Origin of the sequence: Streptomyces plumbidurans (assembly GCF_019857225.1) — a bacterium.
Lineage (GTDB): Bacteria > Actinomycetota > Actinomycetes > Streptomycetales > Streptomycetaceae > Streptomyces > Streptomyces plumbidurans.
Genome location: NZ_JAFJSY010000003.1, coordinates 1 through 22,127, shown reverse-complemented (window position 1 = coordinate 22,127; position 22,127 = coordinate 1). Strand labels below are relative to the sequence as shown.

At 72.7% G+C, this 22,127-nt stretch carries 22 protein-coding genes; 12 read left to right on the top strand and 10 right to left on the bottom strand.

The window, feature by feature from the left end:
- The first annotated feature begins 138 nt into the window (after positions 1-138).
- The 3 genes from JYK17_RS02950 to JYK17_RS02940 are packed head-to-tail and all read left to right on the top strand — an operon-like array spanning position 139 to position 3,339.
- Positions 139-828: a response regulator transcription factor gene (locus JYK17_RS02950; protein WP_108006904.1), complete on the top strand. Its 690-nt coding sequence runs from the start codon at positions 139-141 to the stop codon at positions 826-828.
- On the top strand, positions 825-2,285 hold the full coding sequence (locus JYK17_RS02945; RefSeq protein WP_222809700.1) for a sensor histidine kinase: 1,461 nt from the start codon (positions 825-827) through the stop codon (positions 2,283-2,285). Before JYK17_RS02950 ends, JYK17_RS02945 begins: the two co-directional genes overlap by 4 nt.
- A gap of 52 nt (positions 2,286-2,337) precedes the next feature.
- A complete protein-coding gene (locus JYK17_RS02940) occupies positions 2,338-3,339 on the top strand; it encodes an NAD-dependent epimerase/dehydratase family protein (protein WP_222809699.1) in 1,002 nt (333 codons plus the stop codon).
- A 62-nt stretch (positions 3,340-3,401) separates the two neighbouring features.
- Here JYK17_RS02940 and JYK17_RS02935 read toward each other — a convergent pair whose 3' ends face one another.
- Both JYK17_RS02935 and JYK17_RS02930 read right to left on the bottom strand, forming a co-directional pair.
- A complete protein-coding gene (locus tag JYK17_RS02935; RefSeq protein WP_222809698.1) occupies positions 3,402-4,514 on the bottom strand; it encodes a sensor histidine kinase in 1,113 nt (370 codons plus the stop codon).
- Positions 4,515-4,516: 2 nt separating this feature from the next.
- Positions 4,517-5,305 (bottom strand): response regulator transcription factor, encoded by a 789-nt coding sequence (locus JYK17_RS02930; RefSeq protein ID WP_108006912.1) that lies wholly within the window; start codon positions 5,303-5,305, stop codon positions 4,517-4,519.
- A 112-nt stretch (positions 5,306-5,417) separates the two neighbouring features.
- On the opposite strand from JYK17_RS02930, the gene JYK17_RS02925 reads away from it, so the two are divergent.
- From JYK17_RS02925 to JYK17_RS02915, 3 genes are read left to right on the top strand one after another with little or no spacing between them, the layout of a single operon-like run.
- Positions 5,418-6,170 carry a glycosyltransferase family 2 protein gene (locus JYK17_RS02925; RefSeq protein WP_234548206.1) on the top strand — a complete coding sequence of 251 codons (753 nt, stop codon included), beginning with the start codon at positions 5,418-5,420 and terminating at the stop codon, positions 6,168-6,170.
- Positions 6,167-6,775 (top strand): TIGR04282 family arsenosugar biosynthesis glycosyltransferase, encoded by a 609-nt coding sequence (locus JYK17_RS02920; RefSeq protein WP_108006916.1) that lies wholly within the window; start codon positions 6,167-6,169, stop codon positions 6,773-6,775. The genes JYK17_RS02925 and JYK17_RS02920 overlap by 4 nt, the downstream gene beginning before the upstream one ends.
- Positions 6,772-7,566 carry a class I SAM-dependent methyltransferase gene (locus JYK17_RS02915; RefSeq protein WP_222809697.1) on the top strand — a complete coding sequence of 265 codons (795 nt, stop codon included), beginning with the start codon at positions 6,772-6,774 and terminating at the stop codon, positions 7,564-7,566. Before JYK17_RS02920 ends, JYK17_RS02915 begins: the two co-directional genes overlap by 4 nt.
- A 758-nt stretch (positions 7,567-8,324) precedes the next feature.
- Here the strand turns inward: JYK17_RS02915 and JYK17_RS02910 are convergent.
- Complete coding sequence (locus JYK17_RS02910) at positions 8,325-8,780, bottom strand: hypothetical protein (protein ID WP_108006920.1); 456 nt, start codon at positions 8,778-8,780, stop codon at positions 8,325-8,327.
- Entirely contained in the window at positions 8,780-9,997 is a 1,218-nt protein-coding gene (locus JYK17_RS02905; protein ID WP_108006922.1) for a molybdopterin-dependent oxidoreductase, read from the bottom strand. The genes JYK17_RS02910 and JYK17_RS02905 overlap by 1 nt, the downstream gene beginning before the upstream one ends.
- A gap of 113 nt (positions 9,998-10,110) precedes the next feature.
- On the opposite strand from JYK17_RS02905, the gene JYK17_RS02900 reads away from it, so the two are divergent.
- From JYK17_RS02900 to nhaA, 3 genes are all read left to right on the top strand, one after another.
- Positions 10,111-11,445 (top strand): hypothetical protein, encoded by a 1,335-nt coding sequence (locus JYK17_RS02900; RefSeq protein WP_108006924.1) that lies wholly within the window; start codon positions 10,111-10,113, stop codon positions 11,443-11,445.
- A 190-nt stretch (positions 11,446-11,635) separates the two neighbouring features.
- Complete coding sequence (locus tag JYK17_RS02895) at positions 11,636-12,766, top strand: lysylphosphatidylglycerol synthase transmembrane domain-containing protein (protein ID WP_308011634.1); 1,131 nt, start codon at positions 11,636-11,638, stop codon at positions 12,764-12,766.
- Positions 12,767-13,017: 251 nt separating this feature from the next.
- Entirely contained in the window at positions 13,018-14,895 is a 1,878-nt protein-coding gene (nhaA, locus tag JYK17_RS02890; protein ID WP_234548205.1) for a Na+/H+ antiporter NhaA, read from the top strand.
- A gap of 16 nt (positions 14,896-14,911) precedes the next feature.
- On the opposite strand, the gene JYK17_RS02885 is transcribed toward nhaA, so the two are convergent.
- On the bottom strand, positions 14,912-15,409 hold the full coding sequence (locus JYK17_RS02885; protein ID WP_128801658.1) for a hypothetical protein: 498 nt from the start codon (positions 15,407-15,409) through the stop codon (positions 14,912-14,914).
- A gap of 127 nt (positions 15,410-15,536) precedes the next feature.
- The gene (locus tag JYK17_RS02880; RefSeq protein ID WP_222809696.1) at positions 15,537-16,202 is read right to left on the bottom strand and encodes a class I SAM-dependent methyltransferase; all 666 of its coding nucleotides are present in this window, start codon (positions 16,200-16,202) and stop codon (positions 15,537-15,539) included.
- Positions 16,203-16,305: 103 nt separating this feature from the next.
- Here JYK17_RS02880 and JYK17_RS02875 point away from each other — a divergent pair, with 103 nt between their 5' ends.
- Complete coding sequence (locus tag JYK17_RS02875; RefSeq protein ID WP_222809695.1) at positions 16,306-16,923, top strand: TetR/AcrR family transcriptional regulator; 618 nt, start codon at positions 16,306-16,308, stop codon at positions 16,921-16,923.
- An 89-nt stretch (positions 16,924-17,012) separates the two neighbouring features.
- Here JYK17_RS02875 and msrB read toward each other — a convergent pair whose 3' ends face one another.
- From msrB to JYK17_RS02855, 4 genes are all read right to left on the bottom strand, one after another.
- The gene (msrB, locus tag JYK17_RS02870; RefSeq protein WP_108006937.1) at positions 17,013-17,420 is read right to left on the bottom strand and encodes a peptide-methionine (R)-S-oxide reductase MsrB; all 408 of its coding nucleotides are present in this window, start codon (positions 17,418-17,420) and stop codon (positions 17,013-17,015) included.
- A gap of 13 nt (positions 17,421-17,433) precedes the next feature.
- The gene (gene murC / locus JYK17_RS02865) at positions 17,434-18,822 is read right to left on the bottom strand and encodes a UDP-N-acetylmuramate--L-alanine ligase (protein WP_222809694.1); all 1,389 of its coding nucleotides are present in this window, start codon (positions 18,820-18,822) and stop codon (positions 17,434-17,436) included.
- A 134-nt stretch (positions 18,823-18,956) separates the two neighbouring features.
- A complete protein-coding gene (locus JYK17_RS02860) occupies positions 18,957-19,430 on the bottom strand; it encodes an indole-3-glycerol phosphate synthase (protein ID WP_181362319.1) in 474 nt (157 codons plus the stop codon).
- A gap of 133 nt (positions 19,431-19,563) precedes the next feature.
- Complete coding sequence (locus JYK17_RS02855) at positions 19,564-20,349, bottom strand: pyrimidine reductase family protein (protein WP_222809693.1); 786 nt, start codon at positions 20,347-20,349, stop codon at positions 19,564-19,566.
- A gap of 37 nt (positions 20,350-20,386) precedes the next feature.
- On the opposite strand from JYK17_RS02855, the gene zapE reads away from it, so the two are divergent.
- Both zapE and JYK17_RS02845 read left to right on the top strand, forming a co-directional pair.
- A complete protein-coding gene (gene zapE / locus JYK17_RS02850; RefSeq protein ID WP_108006943.1) occupies positions 20,387-21,502 on the top strand; it encodes a cell division protein ZapE in 1,116 nt (371 codons plus the stop codon).
- A 105-nt stretch (positions 21,503-21,607) separates the two neighbouring features.
- On the top strand, positions 21,608-22,127 hold a 520-nt coding region (locus JYK17_RS02845), incomplete at its 3' end, for an SPFH domain-containing protein (RefSeq protein ID WP_261995344.1).

The window sequence follows — 22,127 nt, the reverse complement described above, 5'->3', positions numbered from 1 at the left end:
CTTGATCGGGTCCTGGATCACGATCTTGACCGGCGGGAGCTGTCGGACAGCTGTCGGACCACTTCCAAGTCCCTGTCGATGTGCCTGCCGTGTGCCCCGCGCCATGGCCTTGTCAGCCATATGGCGCACTATGAGCGGGTGGAAAAAGTTCGCCTCCTCGTCGTGGACGACGACCCGCCCATCGCCGATCTCGTCGCGACCGTCGCCCGCTACGAGGGCTGGGACGCGGTCACCGCGAACTCCGGTGAGGAGGCGCTGCGGACGGCCGGCGAGTTCCGCCCGGACATCGTGGTGCTCGACCTGATGCTGCCGGACGTGGACGGCTTCGGCGTGCTCGACCGGCTGCGCCGGTCCGGGACGATGGTGCCGGTGGTGTTCCTGACCGCGCGGGACGGGGTGGCCGACCGGGTGGCGGGGCTGACCCGGGGCGGCGACGACTATCTGGTCAAGCCGTTCGCGGTGGAGGAGCTGATGGCGCGGCTGCGCACGGTGCTGCGGCGCAGCGCCGGGCCGGCGTTCCAGCGGTCGGTGCTGCGGGTGGCGGACCTGTCGATGGACGAGGACACCCGCGAGGTGCGCCGCGGCGAGAAGCTGCTCACGCTCACGCCCACCGAGTACGAGGTGCTGCGCTTCCTGATGCGCAAGTCGCCGACCGTGATGACGAAGGCGCAGATCCTCGACCATGTGTGGGAGTACGGCTTCGGCGGCCGCTCCAACGTCGTCGAGCTGGTCGTCAGCCGGCTGCGCCGCAAGCTCGACGACACGGGAGAGCCGCTGATCCAGACCGTGCGGGGCTTCGGCTACGTCGTCCGGCAGGCGAGCGAGTGATCGCCCGGCTGCTCGCGGCGTACCGGCGGCTGCGGCTCGGCACCCGGCTGGCCCTGGGGCTCGGGGCGCTGGCGCTGGTGGTGTTCGCGGTGGTCGGCACGGCCCTGACGACGTACATGCGCGACTATCTGTCGAACCAGCTCGACGACCAGCTCGGTCTTGCCCAGGTCGCGCAGTCCAAGAGCATCGCGCAGAAGGGCACGCTCCAGGGCAAGAAGTACTACCGCTGGTACTACGCGGTGTACGACGTCTCGGGCGGCAGGGCCGTGCTGCGCAAGCCGGAGGAGCCGGGCGACCTGCCCAGGGACATCGCCCCGCTGACCTCGCTGGCCAGGGCGCAGTCCGCGGCGCCCACCGAGATGCTGCGCACCGCGCAGCTGGCGGGCGAGGGCGAGTACCGGCTGCGCGCCTGCGAGGTGAAGCCCGGTGTGGTCCTGGTCAGCGGCGCGCCGACGGACGCCATCGGGGAGACGGTACGGCGGCTGATCGCGGTCCAGGTGATCGCCTTCGGGCTGGCGCTGCTGGCGCTGGTGGTGTTCGGCCGGCGGATGCTGCGCCGGGGCCTGAACCCGCTGAGCGACATGGCGCACACCGCGCACGGCATCGCCTCGCACGACCTGACCGAGTCGGCGGCACGGCTGCCGCTGCGCGCCGACAAGCGGGGCGGCGGCCCCGAGGTCGAGGAGCTGCGCACCGCCTTCAACACGATGCTGGAGCACATCGACGACTCGCTCGCGGTCCGCGCGGAGGCCGAGCAGCGGCTGCGCCGCTTCGTCGCGGACGCCTCGCACGAGCTGCGTACGCCGCTGATGTCGGTGCGGGGCTACGCGGACCTGTTCCAGTACGCCGCCGCCAACGCGCCCGAGGAGCGCGACAAGCACCTGGCGCGGCTGCGCGCGGAGGCCGCGCGGATGGGGGTGCTCCTGGACGACCTGCTGCTGCTCGCCCGGCTCGACGCGGCGGAGATGGACGCGCCGCTCAGGCTGCAGGAGGCGGACCTGGTGGAGCTGGTCGAGGAGGCCGCCGCCGCCTTCCGGGCGAGCCACCCGGACCGCCCGCTGGCCCTCGCCTCCGGTCCGGCCGCGCTGAAGCTGCGCATCGACCCGCACCGCATCCGGCAGGTCCTGGACAACCTGCTCACCAACGCGGCCGTGCACACCCCGGCCGGTACGCGGGTGTCGGTCCGGGTCGCGCGGGAGGACGACAACGCCGTGGTCCGGGTCGAGGACGCGGGCCCCGGCGTCCCGCCCGCCGACCGGGACCGCGTCTTCGACCGCTTCTACCGCGTCGACAAGGCCCGCAGCCGCGACCGCGGCGGCAGCGGCCTGGGGCTGTCCGTCGCCGGCGCCCTGATCGAGGCGCACGGCGGCACGATCGGGCTGAGCGGCGGTCCGGGGGCGACGGTGTTCACGGTCACCCTGCCCCTGCGCGAGGGGCAGGGTCTTACGGAGCGGTGACGTGACCGGCGTGGGGCCCCGGCGCGGGCGGTCGCGGCCCTAGCGTGGCCGTATGCGTGTACTGGTCACCGGCGGTGCCGGGTTCATCGGGTCCCAGGTCGTGACGACCCTGCGGGAGCGCGGGCACGAGCCCGTCGTGTACGACGTCCGTGCCGACCCCGCGTGCGACGTGCGCAACCCCGCCGCCGTGGGCCGGGCGCTGACCGGGGTGGACGCCGTGTGCCACCAGGCGGCGATGGTCGGCCTGGGCACGGGCTTCGGGGACGCGGCGGAGTACGTCTCCCGCAACGACCTGGGCACCGCCGTCCTGCTCACCGCGATGGCCGAGGCGGGCGTGCGGCGGCTGGTGCTGGCCGGGTCGATGGTGGTCTACGGGGAGGGCCGCTACACCTGTCCCCGGCACGGTGTCGTACGCCCCGGCCCGCGTGCCGTGAGCGACCTGGACGCGGGCCGCTTCGAACCGCCGTGCCCGGTGTGCGGGGCGGACCTCTCCCCCGGACTGGTCGGCGAGGACGCCCCGGTGGACCCGCGCAACGTCTACGCGACGACCAAGCTGGCGCAGGAGCATCTGGCGGCGGCCTGGGCCCGGGCCACGGACGGCCGGGCGGTGTCGCTGCGCTACCACAACGTGTACGGGCCGGGGATGCCCCGCGACACCCCGTACGCCGGTGTCGCCTCCTTCTTCCGCTCGGCGCTGGCCCGGGGCGAGGCTCCGCGGGTCTTCGAGGACGGCCGCCAGCGGCGGGACTTCGTGCATGTGCGGGACGTGGCCGCGGCCAACGCGACGGCGCTGGAGGCCGGTTCCCGCGAGGGCGCGCTGAGCGTGTTCAACACCGGCAGCGGCGAGCCGCACACCGTCGGCGAGATGGCCCGCGCGCTTGCGGAGGCGTACGGCGGCCCCGAACCGGTCGTCACCGGCGAGTACCGCCTGGGCGACGTACGGCACATCACCGCCGACTCGGCGCTGCTGCGCTCCGAGCTGGGGTGGAAGCCCGAGGTCGGCTTCGACGAAGGAATGCGGGAGTTCGCCCGCGCCGGGCTGCGCGGGGCGTAGTTTCCTCGGAGCTTCCTCGGAGGTTCCCTAGAGTTTCCTCGGACCGGTGGTGCTGCCCGCGTTCACGAAGCGGCGGCGGGCAGCACCACCTCGAAGCGGCAGCCGCCGGGGACGTTGCGCACGGTGGCCGTGCCCTGGTGGGCCTCCACGATGCCCCGCACGATCGCCAGTCCAAGTCCCGCGCCCGCGGGGGGAGTCCGGGCGTGCGTGCCGCGCCAGCCCGTGTCGAAGACGCGCGGCAGATCCTCCTCGGGGATGCCGCCGCAGCTGTCGGTGACGGACAGCACGACGCCGTCGGACGAGCGCTCGGCGGCCACCGCGACCGTGCCGTCGGCGGGGGTCCGGCGGATCGCGTTGACCAGCAGATTGCCCAGTACGCGGCTCATCTCCTTGCCGTCCACCTCCACCGGCACCGGCTCGATCCGGTCGCCGACCAGCCGTACGCCGTGCTCGCGCGCCAGCGGGTCCGCACCGGCGAGGGCGTCGCCGACGAGGTCGTACAGGGACATCCGGCTCGGGCTCAGCGCGAGCGCGCCCGCGTGTATGCGGGACAGCTCGAAGAGGTCGCCCACCATGCCGTTGAGGCGTTCCACCTCCGCGCGCATCTGCTTGAGGTAGCGGTCGGGGTCGGCGGCGACGCCGTCCTCCAGGGCCTCGGACATGGCGCGCAGCCCGGCGAGCGGGGTGCGCAGGTCGTGGGAGATCCAGGCGACGAGTTCGCGGCGCGAGGACTCCAGGGCGCGCTCACGCTCCCTGGATTCGGCGAGCCTGACGCTGGTGGCCTCCAACTCGCGGCTCAGGGCGGCGAGTTCGGCGGTGGCGGGGCCGTCGGGCGAGGTGAAGTCGCCGCCGTCGCCGAAGGAGCGCGCGGCGAGGGTCAGGGCGCGGCTGCGGGCGGCGACCCAGCGGCCCAGGAGCAGGGCGGTGACCAGGGAGACCACAGCCGCCATCGCGACGACGGTCGTGACGACCTTCAGGTCGTGCGCGGACAGGAACATGGCCTGCGCGACGGCCAGGGTGCCCGCGAGCATGGCGGTGACGGCGACGGCGGCGACCACGCCAAGGTGCAGGGCGAGCGAGCGGCGCCGGACCAGGAGCAGCACGCCGGCGCCGAGCAGTCCGGCCGCGGCGGCGCCGAGGAAGGCGAAGAGGGCGATGAGGAGGTTGTCGCGCATGCTCACGCCTCCGTTCGAGAGCCGTCGCCGGACCGCTCGACACGGGAGCCACCGCCGGGGCCGCTCCCGGGGCCGCCCTCGGACGCATCGCCGGAGCCGTCGAAGCGGTAGCCGACGCCCCACACGGTCTGGATCAGCCGGGGCCGGCCCGGGTCGTCCTCGACCTTGCCGCGCAGCCGCCGTACGTGGACGGTGACGGTGGACAGGTCCCCGAAGTCCCAGCCCCACACCTCGCGCATCAGGTCCTCGCGGCTGAAGACCCGGCCGGGGTTGCGCAGGAAGAAGGCGAGGAGGTCGAACTCGCGGATGGTGAGGGCGAGTTCGGTGCCGTCCTTGAGTGCGCGGCGGGCCGCCGGGTCCATCGAGAGCCCGGCGGCGGCCAGCAGGCGCGCCGGTGCGGCCGGACGGGTGCGGCGCAGCACCGACTCGACGCGCAGAACGAGTTCGCGGGGGCTGAAGGGCTTGGTGACGTAGTCGTCGGCGCCGACCTCCAGGCCGAGGATGCGGTCGTCCTCGTCGCCGCGGGCGGTGAGCATGATGACCGGTACGGGGCCCTGTCCCCGCATCCGCCGGCACACCTCCAGGCCGTCCATGCCGGGCAGCATCAGGTCCAGGACGACGAGGTCCGGCCAGTGCGCGGCGGCCAGGGCGAGCGCGTCGGGGCCGTCGCCGGCCCGGTCGACGACGTATCCGGCCCGGTCGAGGTATCCGGTGACGACCTCGGCGACGGTGGGATCGTCGTCGACGACGAGCACCCGGGCCCCGGTCTGTCGGTACTGCTGCTGCTCCATGCAGCCAGCCTCGCACCGCGCGCCCGCGAGCGCCGCCACCAGCCCCTGACGTCCGTGTTTCGTAAGGTGCCGGTGTCCGGTTTGCCGGTTTCTCGCTCGTAGGGTGAAAGCCGTGACGACCCCTTGCGACGAAGACGAAAGAGGACCGGCCGGCAATCCGGTCGCGGCGTCCGTGGACGTCGTCCTCCCCTGCCTCGACGAGGCCGAGGCGCTGCCCCGGGTGCTGGAGCGCATCCCGCCCGGCTGGCGCGCGCTGGTCGTGGACAACGGCTCGACCGACGGCTCGGCGGAGATCGCCCGGGCCCTCGGCGCGAGCGTCGTACGGGAGGAACGACGCGGCTTCGGTGCCGCCTGCCATGCGGGCCTGAGTGCCGCCACCGCGGACATCGTCTGCTTCTGCGACTGCGACGCCTCGCTGGACCCGGCCGACCTGGTGCCGTTCGTGCGCCGGATCGTGGCCGGGGAGGCCGATCTGGTGCTCGGCCGCCGCCGCCCGCAGTCCCGCGGTGCCTGGCCCGTGCACGCGCGGGCCGGGAACCTGGCGCTCGCCCGGCTGCTGCGCCGCCGCACCGGGCTGCGCCTGCGCGACCTCGGCCCGCTGCGCGCCGCCCGCCGGGAGGACCTGGTCTCCCTCGGGTTGACGGACCGCCGCAGCGGCTACCCGCTGCAGATGGTGGTGCGCGCGGCCGACGCGGGGTGGCGCATCGACGAGTACGACGTCCCCTACCGGCCGCGTGCGGGCGCCTCCAAGGTGACCGGCACCTGGCGCGGCACCTGGCAGGCGGTGCGCGACATGAGCCGGGTGCTGGCCGAGCCGCCGGGACCGGGCCCGCGGCCGGTGCCGGCGGAAGGAGCCGGCCGATGACGACGCTCCTGGTCGTCGCGAAGGAGCCCCGGCCAGGGCGGGTGAAGACCCGGCTGACGCCGCCGTTCACCCCGCGGGAGGCCGCCGCGCTCGCGGAGGCTGCGCTCGCGGACACCCTGGAGGTCGTGGCCCGCACACCGGCCCACCGCCGGGTCCTGTTCCTGGACGGCGAGCCGGGCCCCTGGCTGCCGCCCGGCTTCGAGGTCCTACGGCAGTGTCCGGGCGGCCTCGACGAACGGCTGGCCGCCGCCTTCGCGCACTGCACGGGCCCTGCGCTGCTGATCGGCATGGACACCCCGCAGGTGACTCCGGAGCTGCTGACGGTGGACTTCGCCGACTGCGACGCGTACTTCGGCCCGGCCGAGGACGGCGGCTTCTGGGCGCTGGGGCTGGCCGACCCCGACCCCGCGCTGCTCCTCGGCGTTCCGATGTCGACGTCGCACACGGGCGCAGTCCAGCGGGCCCGGCTCGCCGGACTGCGCGTACGGGACCTGCCGCCGCTCCGGGACGTGGACACGGCACGGGACGCGGAACTGGTCGCCGAGGAGGCGCCCCGCGGCCGTTTCGCCGCGGAACTGAAGCGGCTCACGGCGGCGGCCCGATGAGCGGGGCCCCGGAACTGACGACAAGGCCGGTCCCGCAACAGGGAGTCGCTCGGCGCGAGCCGGACACGGAGACGGACGGCACCGGCCCGTCCCCCACCCCCTACGACGACAACGCCTACGACGACAACACCTGGACCGCCGACCCCTACGCCGACGCCCTGCGCACCGGCCGCGGCCCGCTCTTCCTGCGCCGTGCCGACGGGTGGCTGTTGCTGCTGGAGGTGGAGCGCTGGTGCGCGGAGGCGGACGGGGCCGATCTCGAGGTGCTGCGGCGCTGCGAGGGCTCGGTGCTGGACGTGGGGTGCGGACCGGGCCGGCTGGTCGTGGAACTCGGCGCCCGCGGCCGCCCGGTGCTCGGCATCGACGTGAGCGAGGCGGCCGTGGCCCGGACGGTCGGACTCGGCGGCCAGGCCCTGCGCCGCTCCGTCTTCGAACCGCTGCCCGCCGAGGGCCGCTGGGGCACCGTCCTCCTGATCGACGGCAACATCGGCATCGGCGGCGACCCAGCAGCCCTGCTCGCCCGCACGGCCCAACTCCTCTCCCCCGGCGGCCTGCTGATCGCCGAAACGGCAAACGAGCCAACCGTCGACGAGCGCGTCAGCGTCCACGTGACCAACGCCCGAGGCGCCACCGGCAGCCCCTTCCCCTGGGCCCGCCTGGGCACCCCAGCCCTCCTACGCCACGCCCGTCGCGCGGGCTGGCGCACCATCGACCAGTGGGTGACCGATGGCCGCTCGTTCGTGGCACTGCGCAGCCAGGGCGAGGGCACGGGGGGCGGCGCGGGGCGCTGATCGGCCTGGGGGCGCGTCTACGGGGGTGCGGGGCAGGTGACTTCGCGACAATTGCGCGGGACACCACCGGCAACCCCCTCCTACGGGCAGGCCCGACGCCGCACGGCACGGCAAGCCGCTGGCCAATGCACATCAAACGGCCACTCCTTCGCCGCCCTGCGCGGCGCTACGGCGAGCAACGCCGGGCACTAATCGTGCAGACGTACCTCAACAGGTATGCGGGGCAGGCGACTTCGCGACAGATGCGTGGGGCACCACGGGCAAACCCCTCCCCCCGGGGTGGGGCCCCGGCACGGAGGGCGGAAGCGGACGCCGATCGGCCCGGCCCGCCGCAACAGGCGAGCGGCACGGGCGGCTTCGCGACGGACGCCCGGGACACCACCGGCGCCCCCTTCCCCGGAACCCGAGCCGGCCCCCGGCCCCCGTCCCCCTGCGCCAAGCGCATCGCACTGGCTGGCGGCCCGTCGGTCAGTGGACGACCGACGCCCGCTCACCCGCCGCCCTGCTCAACCGAGGCGCAGACGGCCGCACCGAGAACTGATCCACCCAGCCTGCCTCAACTGCGCGCGCCACAGGTGACTTCGAAACCGACCTCTGGAGCACCACCCACAGCCTCTTCCGCCCGGGTCCGGCCCCTGCCATCGACAGGCGTGCGGTGCAGGCCGCTTCGGGGCCGGCGCCCCGGACTTCCCCGGCAACCCCTCCCCCGTACCCGCCTCCGCACCCCACCCCCCCGACGACGCCGCGCCCCCTTTACCTCAACGACCGTGCGGCGCAGCCGACTTCCTCCGCAGCCGCACCACAAACAACCCCGCCGACCCCGCGAAGAGCACCGCCGTCACCAGGAGCCAATGTTCCAGGAACCGGTCGGCGGACAGGCCCGTGACGGCGTCGTAGCGTCTCGTCACCTGGCCGGTGATCAGGGGGAACCAGACGAGCAGGAGGAGCAGGGAGAGGGTGGTTGGTACGCGGACGTACGCGACCCATGTGCGCCGGGGGCCGGTGGCCCGTACCAGGAGGCGGTCCGCTGTCGCGTACAGCGGTAGCAGGAGCAGGTCGTGGATGAGGGCCGCGCCCACGAACCAGAGGGCGATCTCGAACCAGTCCCCGTCCAGGAGCCGCACCCCGGCGTAGGCGGACAGCGCGAACGAACAGGCCAGCAGCAGGAGTTGGAGCGGGCTGCCGAGCGGGAGGGTGAAGCGGGGGCGTGGCATTACAGGTCTCCGAAGGTCAGTTCGGCCACCCACTTGGTGTTGAGCACACCGGGCGCCGCGGGGACGATGATGCGTGCCGGATGGCCGTGGTCGGGGGTCAGGGACTCACCGTTGACGAACAGGGCGAGCAGCGAGCGCGGGTCGGCGACCTGGTTGGCCCGCAGGGCGGCCCGGCGGAAGGCGCCGTGGCGTTGCAGCGACTGCACGAACAGATCGGGCGGATCGCCGTCGTACCCCACGAGCGCCGCGAGATCCCGCAGCCGTACGCCACGCCACCACTGGTCCGAGGTCGACCAGCCCTCCACGCAGGCGATGGGCAACGCCGAGCTGTGCAAGGGCAGTTGAAGCAGTTCGGCACGGCTGAGACGGACCGTGCCGGTGCGTCCCTTCACCACCAGCCGCCACCCCTCCTCGCTGCGGTCGGCCGCGGTGATCCCGGCGTAGGCTGCGGTCTTGTTGATCTGGAAGCCGCCGGGACCGCTTCCGGGGTCGGCGCCGTGCGGGGCCAGCACGGCACTCCACCGCAGCCCGTCGACGTCCTGCCCCACCGTCGTGCCGAACAGCAGCAGCGAGCCGCCCCCGACCAGCCCGAGCGCACCGCGCCGGGACACCGTCGGCGGATCGGGGTTCAAGGACACCAAGTCGTTGCGCTCTTCGCGGAGTTGTCGCAGATTGCGCCACGCAATCGGCATCTTCAGCACGGCGTGGGCGACGAACGCGCCGAAGAAGACCCAGGCGCCGTAGAAGTGCAGCGGGTAGAAGGAGCCGGGGAAGATGTAGTCCAGCTGGACGTTGAGCACGCCGGTCACGAACTCGAACAGGCCGCCGCCGACCAGCAGAAGCAGCGACAGCCGCTCCAGCGCGTGGGCGAGGGAGCGGGCCGGCGGCAGCGTGAACAGCTTGGGCACCACCGACCACAGCTTCGCCAGCAGAACGGGGATCAGCGTGATCCCGAGGGTGACATGGACGCCCTGGGTGAGCCGGTACAGCCAGTGCGGGTCGGTCGGCCAGGAGAAGAGATAGAAGCCGAGCAGGCCCTTGCCGGGCGTCTTGTCGTTCACCGCCGACAGGTCCGGGTTGTACGCGGCGTACGAGAGCAGTCCCGTCACGAACAGCACGGTGATCCCGCCGAGCAGGACGACACCGAGCACCGAGGTGAACCAGGGGCCGCGCAGCGGGCTGCGCCAGAAGGCGGGTGAGAAGGGAGTGCGTCTCATGTTCCGACCGTAGGTCGCAACCACCCCACGAAAGGGTCCGTGAACCATGACGAAACTCTGACGTCCGCGCACGTCAGCCGCTCGGAGGAAGCTCCGCAGCCTAGCTTTGCAGCGTGCACCGCGACCTGCGCCGAGATCTGTACGCCGCCACGGCGGCCGCCCTCCTGGTCCTGACCGCCGTCCTGGTCGGCCGGGCCATCGAGCACCGCCACGGAACGCTCCGCGTCGACTGGCCGCCCTTTCTGGCCAGCTGGGGACCCCATGTCGGCCCCGGCACCCCGGCGGCCGTCGCCGTCGCGGTGGCCGTCGTCGCCCACGGCCCCGCGCTCGCGGCCCGGCTGCCCTGGCGCGCCCTGCTGTTCACGGCGTGGGGCACCGCCATGGCGTGGACCTGGTCCCTCGCCCTGATCGACGGCTGGGACCGCGGCATCGCCCGGCGGCTGACCACACGTTACGAGTACCTCCAGGTCATCGACCGGTTCCAGGACATCCCGCACACGCTGCGGGACTTCACCCACCACATCCTGCTGAACTCCTCCGACCACTGGCCCGCGCACATCGCGGGCCACCCCCCGGCGGCGACCCTCACCTTCGTGTTCCTCGACCGGATCGGTCTGCACGGGGGTGGCTGGGCGGGCGCCTTCGTCATCACCGTCGGCGCGACCGCCGCGGCGGCGGTCCTGATCGCCGTACGCACCCTCGCCGACGAACGGCTCGCCCGCCGCGCCGCGCCCTTCCTGGTGCTGACGCCCGGCGCGGTGTGGATGGGCACCTCGGCGGACGGCTATTTCACGGCGGTCGCGGCCTGGGCCGTCGCGCTGCTGGCCCTCGCGGCGACGGGCCACCACCCGCGCCGCACGGGCTTCGCCTCGGGCCTGCTGTTCGGCCTGACCGCGTATCTGTCCTACGGCCTCACGCTCTTCGCCGTGATCGCCGCCGCCGTCCTCCTCCTGGCCTTCCGCCGCACCCGCCCGGTCTCCCTCCTGCCCCTCCTCCTCCTTGTTCTCGCCGGACTCGTGGTCGTCCCCGCGGTGTTCACCGCGCTGGGCTTCAACTGGTGGGAGGCGTACCGCCTGTTGGTCACCCGCTACTACCAGGGCGCTGCGAGAGTACGCCCCTACGGCTACTGGATCTGGGCCAATCTCGCCTGCACCGTGTGCATCGTCGGCCCGGCGACGGTGGCCGCCCTGACCCGCGCCGGGGCCACCCTGATCAGACGCTCCCCGGCACCCGCCCTGCGCCTCGCCGTCCTCGTGGGCGCCGCTCTGCTCGCCCTTCTCGCCGCCGACGCCTCCGGCATGAGCAAGGCGGAGACGGAGCGCATCTGGCTGCCGTTCGCGATGTGGCTGCTGCCGAGCTGCGCGTTCCTGCCGCACCCGCGCGCATGGCTGGCCGCTCAGGCCGTGCTCGCCCTGCTGATCAACCACCTGCTGCTGACGGGCTGGTGACCCGATCCGGGCGTCGGGCCAGGACGACGTCCCGTGCACGTCGGCCGGGGCTGCCGCGTCGTCCGCCCGCCCGCGTGCCGTTGGCTGCCGGACACCGCGTCGTCACGCCGGGCGGGAACGGTTCCGGCGTCCCCTCCTGCCTCGCGCCGCGCCCCGTCGCCCGGGCCGATGTGAAAGGACGACGTGCGCCGTGTCCCCGCTCCCGCTCGAAGACGTCCGCGAACCGCTCCCCACCGCGGCCCCCGCACCCACGCCCAGCCCCTCCCTCTCCCCCAGCCCCGTCCCCTCGCCCAGCACCTCCCTCTCGCCCAGCCCCGTCCCCTCGCTCATCCCTGCACCCTCCCCCTCACCCTGCCCGCCCCCCACTCTCCCCCTCCGCCTCGCCCCCACCGCCCGTCTGCTGCGCCGGGTGCTGGTGGTTCTGCCTCTGCTGCTGATCGGTCTGTGGGCGGCGCTCGACTGGCGCACCGTCCACGACGGAACCGCGCGGCTCGCCTCCGCCGACCCCGGGTGGCTGCTGATGGCGCTGCTGTTCACCTGCCTGGGGTGGCTCACCGCCGCCTGCGTCCGGCAGGGGGCCCTGCCGGAACGGCTGCCCACGGGGCTGCTGATCGCCTCGCAGTTCGCCGCCGGGGCGGCCAACCATGTGCTGCCGGCCAGTATCGGCGCCCACGCCGTCACCCTGCGCTTTCTGCTGGGCCGCGGCATACCCTTGGCCCGCGCCACCGCCTCGCTCGCCCTCTACTCGGTGGTCAGGCCGATCGCGAAGACGCTGGTGCTCCTGGTCTTCCTGGTGGCCTTCCCAGGTGCGCTGGTGGCGGGCGATCTCGTACCGGACAAGGGGACGCTGTTCCTGGTCGCCGCGGGAGCGACGCTCGGCCTCGGCCTCGCGGGCCTGCTCGTGGCGACCGTACGGCCGCTGCGCCGCCCCCTGCTCGACGCCCTGCGCTGCGCGCTGACCGACGTACGGCTGCTGCACACCCTGCCCTCCCGGGTCCTCGCCCTGTGGGGCGGGGCGGCCGCGGCCCCGGTGCTGCAGGCGAGCGTGATCTTCGCGGTGGGGGCGGCGCTCGGCTCACCGCTGTCCTGGGCGCAGGTCACCCTCGCGTTCCTGGTCGCGAGCACGGCGGTCGGGGCCGTACCGGCACCGGGCGGCATCGGCCCGGTGGACGCGGCCGTCGTGGTCGCCATGGTCGCGCTCGGCGCGCCGGTGGAGGTGTCGGCTACGGCCGTCATCGGCTATCGCGTGCTGACGGTCTGGCTGCCCCTGCTGCCGGGCGCGCTGGTGCTCTCCGCGCTGGTGCAGCGGAAGGTGCTGTGAACCCGCGGGGGACTCACTCGCCCAGATCGTGATCAACGCGATGGCGCCCGGCCCCCGCACCGGTGCCCCGCACAGCTCACCGGGGGGCTGCGACGCGGAATAGACAGATCTGTCCACCGTGTTGCCCACACCTGCACGCACACACCCGCTCACCCGAGGAAACGCCCGATGCCCCACTACACTGACGCCCTGACCACCGCGGACTGATCGGGATGCGGGTGCACGAGGAACCGCCGGCCACGACCGGCTCCATGACCGGGCAGACCGCCTGCGGCAAGGGCGCGCACGGTCCGCTGCGCACGTTCCTGCAGACCGAGACGGGCAGCGCGGCGGTCCTGCTGGGCGCGGTGGTGGCGGCGCTCGTATGGGCCAACGTCGCTCCCGGAACGTACGACTCCTGGTGGCGGACCGAGATGTCGTTCCGCATCGGTTCGGTCGGGGTGTCCCTGGATCTGCGCGAGTGGGTCAACAGCGGGCTGATGGCGCTGTTCTTCTTCGTCGTGGGCCTGGAGGCCCGACGCGAGTTCGACATGGGCGAGTTGCGCGAACGCCGCCGGCTCGCGCTCTCGGCGGTCGCCGGGTTCAGCGGCATGCTCGTCCCGGCGGCGATCTATCTCGCCGTCAACGCGGGCCGATCCTCACTGCACGGCTGGGGCGCCGCCATGTCCACGGACACGGCCTTCGCGCTCGGCATGCTCGCCGTCTTCGGTGCGCGGCTGCCGGGCGGTCTGCGCGTCTTCCTGCTCACGGTGGCGGTCACCGACGACCTGCTGGCCCTGGCCGTCATCGCCTTCGCCTACAGCGGCGACGTGTACGCACCCGCGCTGCTCACGGCCCTGGGCATCTTCGCCGCGCTCCTCGTGCTGCGCTCCGCGGGGGTACGGACCTCGGGGGTGTACGCGGTGCTGGCCGTCGCCCTGTGGGGCGCCCTGCTGCGCTCGGGGGTGGACCCGGTGGTCAGCGGGCTGAGCGTGGGCCTGCTCACCTACGCCCACCCGGCCGAACGGCACGCCCTGGAGCGGGTCAGCCGGCTCTTCCGCGGCTTCCGGGAACAGCCGACGCCCGAACTGGAACGCACCGTGCGCCGCGGTCTGGCCTCAGCGCTCTCGCCCAACGAGCGGCTGCAGCGCATGTTCCACCCCTGGACGAGCTATGTCATCGTCCCGCTGTTCGCGCTGGCCAACGCCGGACTCGCCATCGACGCCGACCAGTTGACGGGCGCCTTCAGCTCACCGGTCACGCTCGGCATCCTGCTCGGCTACGTCGTCGGCAAGCCGGTGGGCATCCTCGGCGCCACCTGGCTCACGGCCCGGGTGAGTGGGGGGCGGCTGCGCCCGGCGGTCGGCTGGGGAGCCGTGACGGCGGGCGGGAGCCTCGCCGGTGTGGGCTTCACGGTGTCGCTGCTGATCGCCACGCTCGCCTTCGACGGAACCCAGCTGGAGCAGGCGAAGATCGGCATTCTGACGGCTGTCCTGGCGTCCTTCCTGATCACCTGGTCGGTGACGCGGATCATCGCGATGCTGTCCCCGCAGGCGCGCACCCGCGCCCTGCTCGGCGCGGGCCACACCATCGTGGATCTCAGCGAACCCGTCGACGTGGAGCGCGACCATGTGCGCGGCCCCCTCGGCGCACCGGTCACGCTCGTCGAGTACGGCGACTACGAGTGCCCGTACTGCGGCCTCGCGGAGTCCGTGGTCCGTGAACTGCTCGCCGAGTTCGGCGACGACCTGCGCTACGTCTGGCGGCACCTGCCCCTCACGGACGTCCACCCGAACGCCCAACTCGCCGCGGAGGCGGCCGAGTCGGCGGCGGTGCAGGGCCGGTACTGGGAGATGCACGACATCCTGATCAGTCACCAGGGAGACCTGCGGCTGAAGGATCTGCTGGCCTACGCCGAACAGGTCGGGCTCGACCCCGACGCCTTCCGCCGCGACCTGCGCGCCCGCACCGGCGCCCAGCGGGTGGCCGAGGACGTCGAGTCGGCGGACCTCAGCAGCGTCACCGGCACCCCGACGTTCTTCGTCAACGGCCGCCGCCACCACGGCGCCTACGACGCCGCGTCGCTGTCCACGGCCGTACGGGCCGCCCGCGACCGGGCGGCGCTGGCGCAGGCGGACTCGTCGCGCTGACGCGACCGCGTCGCGCTCAGGCCCCGCGGCGCTGCTGCTGGACGACCTTCAACAGGTCCTGCAGGGCGGAGCGGGTCTCGCCGTCGTGGCCGTCGTCGATCGCGGCGAGAGCGGTGGCCGCGGCGGCACGGACCTCGTGGGACAGTCCGTCGGCGGCCGTGAGCCGGTAGGCGGCGTCACGGCGCGCCCTGCGCTCGGCGGCGTCCACCGCGTCGGGGCCGGACAGGGGAAAGACGGCGGCGCTGTAGGCGGAGATCCCGAGCACCATCACGTCCGCGATGCCGTCGGCGTATCCGAGGGCGGCGGCCGTGTCCCGGCTCTCCCGGACGGTGGCGATCATATGGCGGCGGGACAGGATCGAACCCAGAGCACCGCCGCCGCCGAGGGACAGTGCGCAGGCGACCGCGAGGAAGGGCCCCTCCCACGCGTAGCCGGTGAAACCTCCGAGGATCGCGAGCGCGACGGTCCATGCGGCCGCCGTGCGGGCGCTTATCTGCTCGGGTGTCGTGTTCATGAACGGCAGTGTCCCAGTCGGCACCACCGGCAGCTGCGCGGGGTCGACCACCGACACCGGCACGGAGTCGTACCCGGACACCGGCGCGGGTTCGTTCCCCGGCGCCGGACGATCCGTGCCGCCGCTGTCACTCGCCCGGTCGCGTCGCCTGCACGTAGTACAGCCAGGGCCGTATCTCCCCGTGTCCGCCGACCTCGAAGCCGGCGTCGGTGATCATCCCGTCCAGGAGGTCGACCCGGTTGTGCGCCATGGCGTGGGCGGTGCCGCCGTGCACCAGATGCCGGGCCAGCCGACTCTTCGGCGGCTGGAACTCCACCACCAGCAGCCGCCCGCCGGGACGTACGACACGGAGCATCTCGCGGAGGGCGGCTGGGCGCAGTTCCTCCGGCAGGTGATGCAGCATCAGGCTCGTGACGACCGTGTCGAAGGAGGCGTCCGGCAGGTCGAGGGACTCGGCGATGCCCTCCTGGTAGGTGCAGGGGGCGCTGCCGGGACGCTGCTTCCTGCGGCGGGCGTAGGCCAGGACCGGCGGCGAGGGGTCCACGCCGGTCACCGTGCCGGCCGGACCGACCCGGGCCGCCATGTGCCGGGTCAGATAGCCGGTGCCGCAGCCGACGTCCAGGACGCGGTCGCCCTCCCGGGCTCCGCTCAGCGCGGCGAGCCGGGTGAAGGCGCGGTTGCGGCGGCCGACGAAGCAGACGTCGCCGAAGAGTTCGTAGGTGCGAGGGGCGCCGATGGTCACGCCGGGTGTGGCGGCGTGGGGCTTGCCCTGCATGAGGCGTCCGAGGGGCATGGTCCTCCTCCATAACTTAGTCGCGGCTAAGTACTGTGGGATAACTTAGTCGCGACTAAGAACGCTGGCAAGGGCTGTACGAGGGCGGCATACGATGGCCCTTGTGACCGAGTCCCGCCCCCGCCCGCGTACGCGCCTGCCCGCCGCCGAGCGGCGCGCCTCGATCCTCGCCGCGGCCACGGAGGTCTTCTCCGAGACCGGCTACCAGCGCGGCAAGGTGTCCGACATCGCCAAAAAAGTCGGTGTGACCGAGCCGGTGGTCTTCCAGAACTTCGGCTCCAAGTCGGCGCTCTACCGCGCGGCCCTCGACCACGTCACCGACGGGGTGTCCGAGCTTCTCAACCAGGCCGCCGACGCGGGCAGGCCGGTGCCCGAGGTGCTGGCGGCCTTCCTCGACCCGGCCCACATGGACCGCTTCCACCAGCCCGGCAGCCACGGATTCCTGTTCGCCGACGCCACCGCGCTCGCCCACGACCCGCAGCTCGGCGAGGCTCTGCGCGAGATCCACCGGCACTTCGCCGACACCCTCGCGCAGCTGATCCGCCGCGGCCAGTCGGCTGGGGACGTCCGGGACGACGTCGACCCGCTCACCGCCGCCTGGTGGCTCGTCTCACTCCTGGCCGGGCGCTCCTTCCGCGCCGCCGTCGTCCCCGAACGGGACGCCGTGGAGGCGGAGTTGACGACGATGGCGCTGCGATCGCTACTGCCGGACGGCAGGTGAGGGGGTCCGAGGTGCCGCACCGCCAAGGGGGCAGTGCGGCGGGCGTCGGCCCTCGTCAGCCGTCGCCCCTCGCTGTCCTTCGCCCCTCGTCAGCCTTCGCCCTCGGTCAGCCGCAGCGAGATGCTGTTGATGCAGTACCGCTGGTCGGTGGGGGTGCCGTACCCCTCGCCCTCGAAGACGTGCCCGAGGTGCGAGCCGCAGCGGGCGCACCGCACCTCCGTCCGCACCATCCCGTGCGAGCGGTCCTCGATGAGTTCGACCGCGTCGGTGTCCTTCGGGTCGAAGAAGGACGGCCAGCCGCAGTGGGAGTCGAACTTGGTCTTCGAGGTGAACAGGTCGGCTCCGCAGGCACGGCAGGAGTAGACGCCCTCGGTCTTGGTGTCGGTGTACTCACCCGTGAAGGCGGGCTCCGTGGCGGCCTGGCGCAGCACGGCGTACTCGGAGGGGGTCAGCTCCGCGCGCCACTGCTCGTCCGGCTTTTCGACGTCGTACGACATGAGCCTCAGCCCCTTACTGCGAGAGTCGGTCCAGAATGCGCGGTCCGAGGTCGGTGACATCGCCCGCGCCCATGGTGAGAACGAGATCACCGGGCTTCGCCATTCCCGCGACCACCTCCGGCACGTCGGCCTTGTCGTGGACCGGAGTCACGTCCGCGCCCGCGGCCCGCGCCGCCTCGATGATCAGCTCGCTGGTCACGCCGGGAATCGGGTCCTCGCGGGCCGGGTAGATGTCGAGGACGACCGAGGCGTCCGCGAGGGCCAGCGCCTGGCCCATCTCCTTGCCGAGTTCCTGGGTGCGGGAGAACAGGTGTGGCTGGAAGACGACGAGGATGCGCGACTCGCCCGCCGCGGCCCGCATCGCCTCCAGGTCGGCCGTCATCTCCGTGGGATGGTGGGCGTAGGAGTCGATCACCTGGACGCCTGCCGACTCGCCCTTCAGCTGCAGCCGCCGCTTGACGCCCGTGTAGGCCGCGAGGGCCGGGGCCAGCTCGGCTGCCGGGACACCCAGCGCGACGCCCGCGGCCAGCGCGGCGACCGCGTTGTGCGCGTAGTGGCGGCCGGGGACGGACACGGTGAAGGTCAGCTCCCGCCCCTCCAGGAGGACCGTCACCTCGCTCTTCAGCCCCTGCGGCACGACTGACAGCACCCGTACGTCGGCGTCCTGCGCCTCGCCGTACGTCACCGTCCTGACCGCACCCGCCAGCCGCCGCGTCAGCTCGCGCGCGCCCTCGTGGTCCGCGTTGACCACCAGCGTGCCGCCGGGGACGATCCGGCCGGCGAACGTCTCGAAGGACTCGTAGATCTCGTCCATGGAGGCGTAGTTGGCGTGGTGGTCGAGCTCGACGTTGAGGACGATCGCGACCTCGGGCGCGTACTTGTGGAAGCTGCGGTCCGATTCATCCGCCTCGGCGACGAAGATCTCGCCGTCGCCGTGCAGGGCGTTGGAGCCGGGCGCGTCCAGGTCGCCGCCGATCGCGTACGAGGGGTTGAGGCCGAGCGCGCTCAGCGACACGGCCAGCATCGAGGTCGTCGTGGTCTTGCCGTGGGTGCCGGCGACCGCGATCGGCCGCAGACCGTCCATCAGCGCGGCCAGGGCGTCGGAACGGTGGACCACCGGGATGCCGAGCTCCGCCGCACGGGCCAGCTCCGGGTTGTCCGCCCGGATGGCCGACGACACGACGACACAGCTCGCGTCGTCGGCAAGATGCTCCGCCGCATGCCCGATGTGCACCGTCGCACCCAGCCCCCGCAACGCCTCCGCGGTCGCGGACTCCTTCGCATCACTCCCCGCCACCGCGGCCCCGCGCTGCGCAAGAATCTTCGCGATCCCCGACATCCCGGCCCCACCGATGCCGATGAAGTGCGGTCGGTCCATGGCGGGGGGAAGGCCGGGTGCCATGCGTATCTCCTGTGCGTACGGCGGACGTGCGGACGTTCAGCCGCCCAGCCTATGCGAGCCGGATGCCTGCACCCCCCAAGGGGCGCGGGGAACTGCGCGACAAGCCCCGACGCACCCGCAGCAAACAAAGCACCTCACGCCTTGCTGTGCGAGAACAACTTCAAAACCGGCACCCCCACCTTGTGCCGCGCTCGCGAAGCCCAGTCCCGGTGGAAAAACTCCTCCACGTAATGCGGATCGGTCAGCACGATCACCTCATCCGCGCCGACCTCGGCAACCAACCCCTTGAGCGCATCCAGCGGATGATCCTCGATCAGCCGCCCCTCGGCCTCGCTCCCGCCGGCCCGCAGCGCCTGCAGGGACACCTCCAGGGCCCGCGTCCCGAAGTCCTTCGCGGCCTCCCCCTCGGGGACCTCGCGCTCCCGCGCCGCCTCGTCCAGTTCGCCGAGCGCCACGTCGTCGATGGCCCGCAGCAGGCGGTCCGCCTGGTCGCCGCGGGGCTGGAGCAGCACGTGGAAGAAGACCTCCTCGTCCCCGTGCAGGCCGGTGACGAACTCCACGTCTGCGGACGTCAGGGCCTTCTCGATCATCAATACGCTTGTGAACACCGGGCGCCCCTTCTGCGGAAACCATCCTGCCCCGTGGTGTCACGGGGACTGCGAGATTCAGTGTGCCCGGCCGAAGTCAAGCGGAACGGCTGATTCCGCCGTTTTCGGGACCGGGGGTACCGCTGACCGAATATCAAGCCCGCCGGTAACGGGTGAAGAGAAACCCCTCCTCCTCCAGGACCGACACGAGCACGAGACGCTGCGGCACCGCGACCGACGGACCGCCGGCGACGCGCTGCGCATCGCCGGCGGTGAGCATCGGGGACACGGCCAGACACAGCTCGTCCAGTACCCCGGCGGCCACGAACTGCCCCAGCAGCCGGGGACCGCCCTCGGTCAGCAGCCGGGTGTGCCCCAGTTCCGCCAGGGCCTGTACGAGACGGGCGGGCTCCACTCCGACGCCGTCCCCGGCGATCACCACCCGTGCCCCCGCCTTCTCGGCGGCGGCGATGCGGTCGGGCGGCGCCGCCGCGCCGGTGAGGATCAGCGTGGGCACCGAGGGCTCGGCGAACAGGGGCGAGGACAGGTCAAGGTCGAGGCTCGCGCTCACCACCGCGATCGCCGGCGCCGGCGTCTGCCCGGCCGCCCGGCGCATCCGCGCGAAGTCCGGGCGCTCGCGGGCGGGCCGGTACCCCTCCTGCCGTACCGTTTCCGCACCCACGATCACGACGTCCGCCAGCTGCCGCAGGGTGCCGAAGATCCGCATGTCGGCCGCGCTGGAGATGGGCCGCGAGCCCCCGTCGTGCTGGGCGGCGCCGTCCAGCGTGGACACCATGTTCGCCCGCAGCCAGGGCACGGGCCCGGCGCCGGTGGTCGGCTCGGGATAGGCGTAGGCCGCGGCGAGCTCGGTGAAGCTCCACTCGCCGTCACCGGGAGTGTTCGGCGCTGTCTCTTCGGTCACAGGGAACAGGCGTCGCATGTCGTGCAGTGTGGCACGGCGCTTAGCATGGTGAACCGTGTCGTCCTCCCCTTCCGCCACCGACCGCAGCCCGATAGCCGACGCGGGGCCGCTGTCGCTGTGCGACCGTATGCCGCATGTCCCCGCGGACCGGCTGGTCGCCGAAATGGTGCCCCCGCCGCGCTTCGACTCGGTGCGCTTCAGCACGTACATACCCGACCCTGACCAGCCGAGTCAGACCGAGGCCGTCGGAGTTCTCGAGAACTTCGCGGCGGGCCTCGGCGGGGCGCATGCCGTGGGCGGTTCGAAGCGTGCGGGGCGCGGTTTCCTCGGGTTCGGGAAGGCCAGGGCACCGAAGACTCCGGCCGGTCCGCGCGGCGTCTACCTCGACGGCGGCTACGGCGTGGGCAAGACCCATCTGCTCGCCTCCCTGTGGCACGCCACCCCGGCGGAGCCCGCGCTCAAGGCGTTCGGCACGTTCGTCGAACTGACCAATCTGGTCGGCGCCCTGGGCTTCCAGCAGACCGTGCAGACGCTGTCCGGTCACCGTCTGCTGTGCATCGACGAGTTCGAGCTGGACGATCCGGGCGACACGGTCCTGGTGTCCACGCTGCTGGGCAGGCTCGTCGACGCCGGTGTGGCGCTCGCCGCCACCTCCAACACCCTTCCCGGCAAGCTCGGCGAGGGCCGTTTCGCCGCGGCCGACTTCCTGCGCGAGATCCAGGGCCTGTCCGCCCGCTTCCGCACCCTGCGCATCGACGGCGAGGACTACCGCCACCGCGGCCTGCCCGAGGCGCCCGCACCCTTCTCCGACGAGCAGGTGACCAAGGCGGCGTACGCCAACCCGGGCGCCTCGCTCGACGACTTCCCGCAGCTTCTCGCCCATCTCGCCAAGGTCCACCCCAGCCGGTACGGCGCGCTGACCGACGGCCTGAGCGCCGTCTGCCTCACCGATGTGCAGCCCGTCCCCGACCAGTCGACGGCGCTGCGGCTCGTCGTCCTCGCGGACCGGCTCTACGACCGCGAGGTGCCGGTCCTGGCCTCCGGGCAGCCCTTCGACCGGCTGTTCGGCGAGGAGATGCTGAACGGCGGCTACCGCAAGAAGTACTTCCGGGCGATCTCCCGCCTGACCGCGCTGGCACGCGACGCCAAGGGGCTCACCGAGAACGCCTAGGCCCTCGGGACCTGTCGTGGCCCGGGACCGGCAACCGGGCATATCGTTGCAGGAGCAGACATACGAGTCCGCTGATGGTGCGAGCCTCTGACAGAGGGGGTCGTCATGGTTCCGGAGCTGGTGACGGCGGTCGTGGCAGCCGGTTCCGCCGGGGTGGTCTATTTCGCGGCCGCGGCGCGGGTCGTCAAGCAGTACGAGCGCGGTGTGGTGTTCCGCCTCGGGCGGCTGGCCCGTGAGGTGCGCTCGCCCGGCTTCACCATGATCGTCCCGTTCGTGGACCGGCTGAGCAAGGTCAATATGCAGATCGTCACGCTGCCGATCCCGGCCCAGGAGGGCATCACGCGCGACAACGTGACCGTGCGCGTGGACGCCGTCGTCTACTTCAAGGTCGTCGACGCGTCGGCGGCGCTCGTGAACGTCGAGGACTACAAGTTCGCGGTCTCCCAGATGGCGCAGACCTCCCTGCGCTCGATCATCGGCAAGAGCGAGCTGGACGATCTGCTCTCCAACCGCGAGAAGCTCAACCAGGGGCTGGAGCTGATGATCGACAGCCCGGCGGTGGAGTGGGGCGTCACCATCGACCGCGTCGAGATCAAGGACGTGTCGCTGCCCGAGACCATGAAGC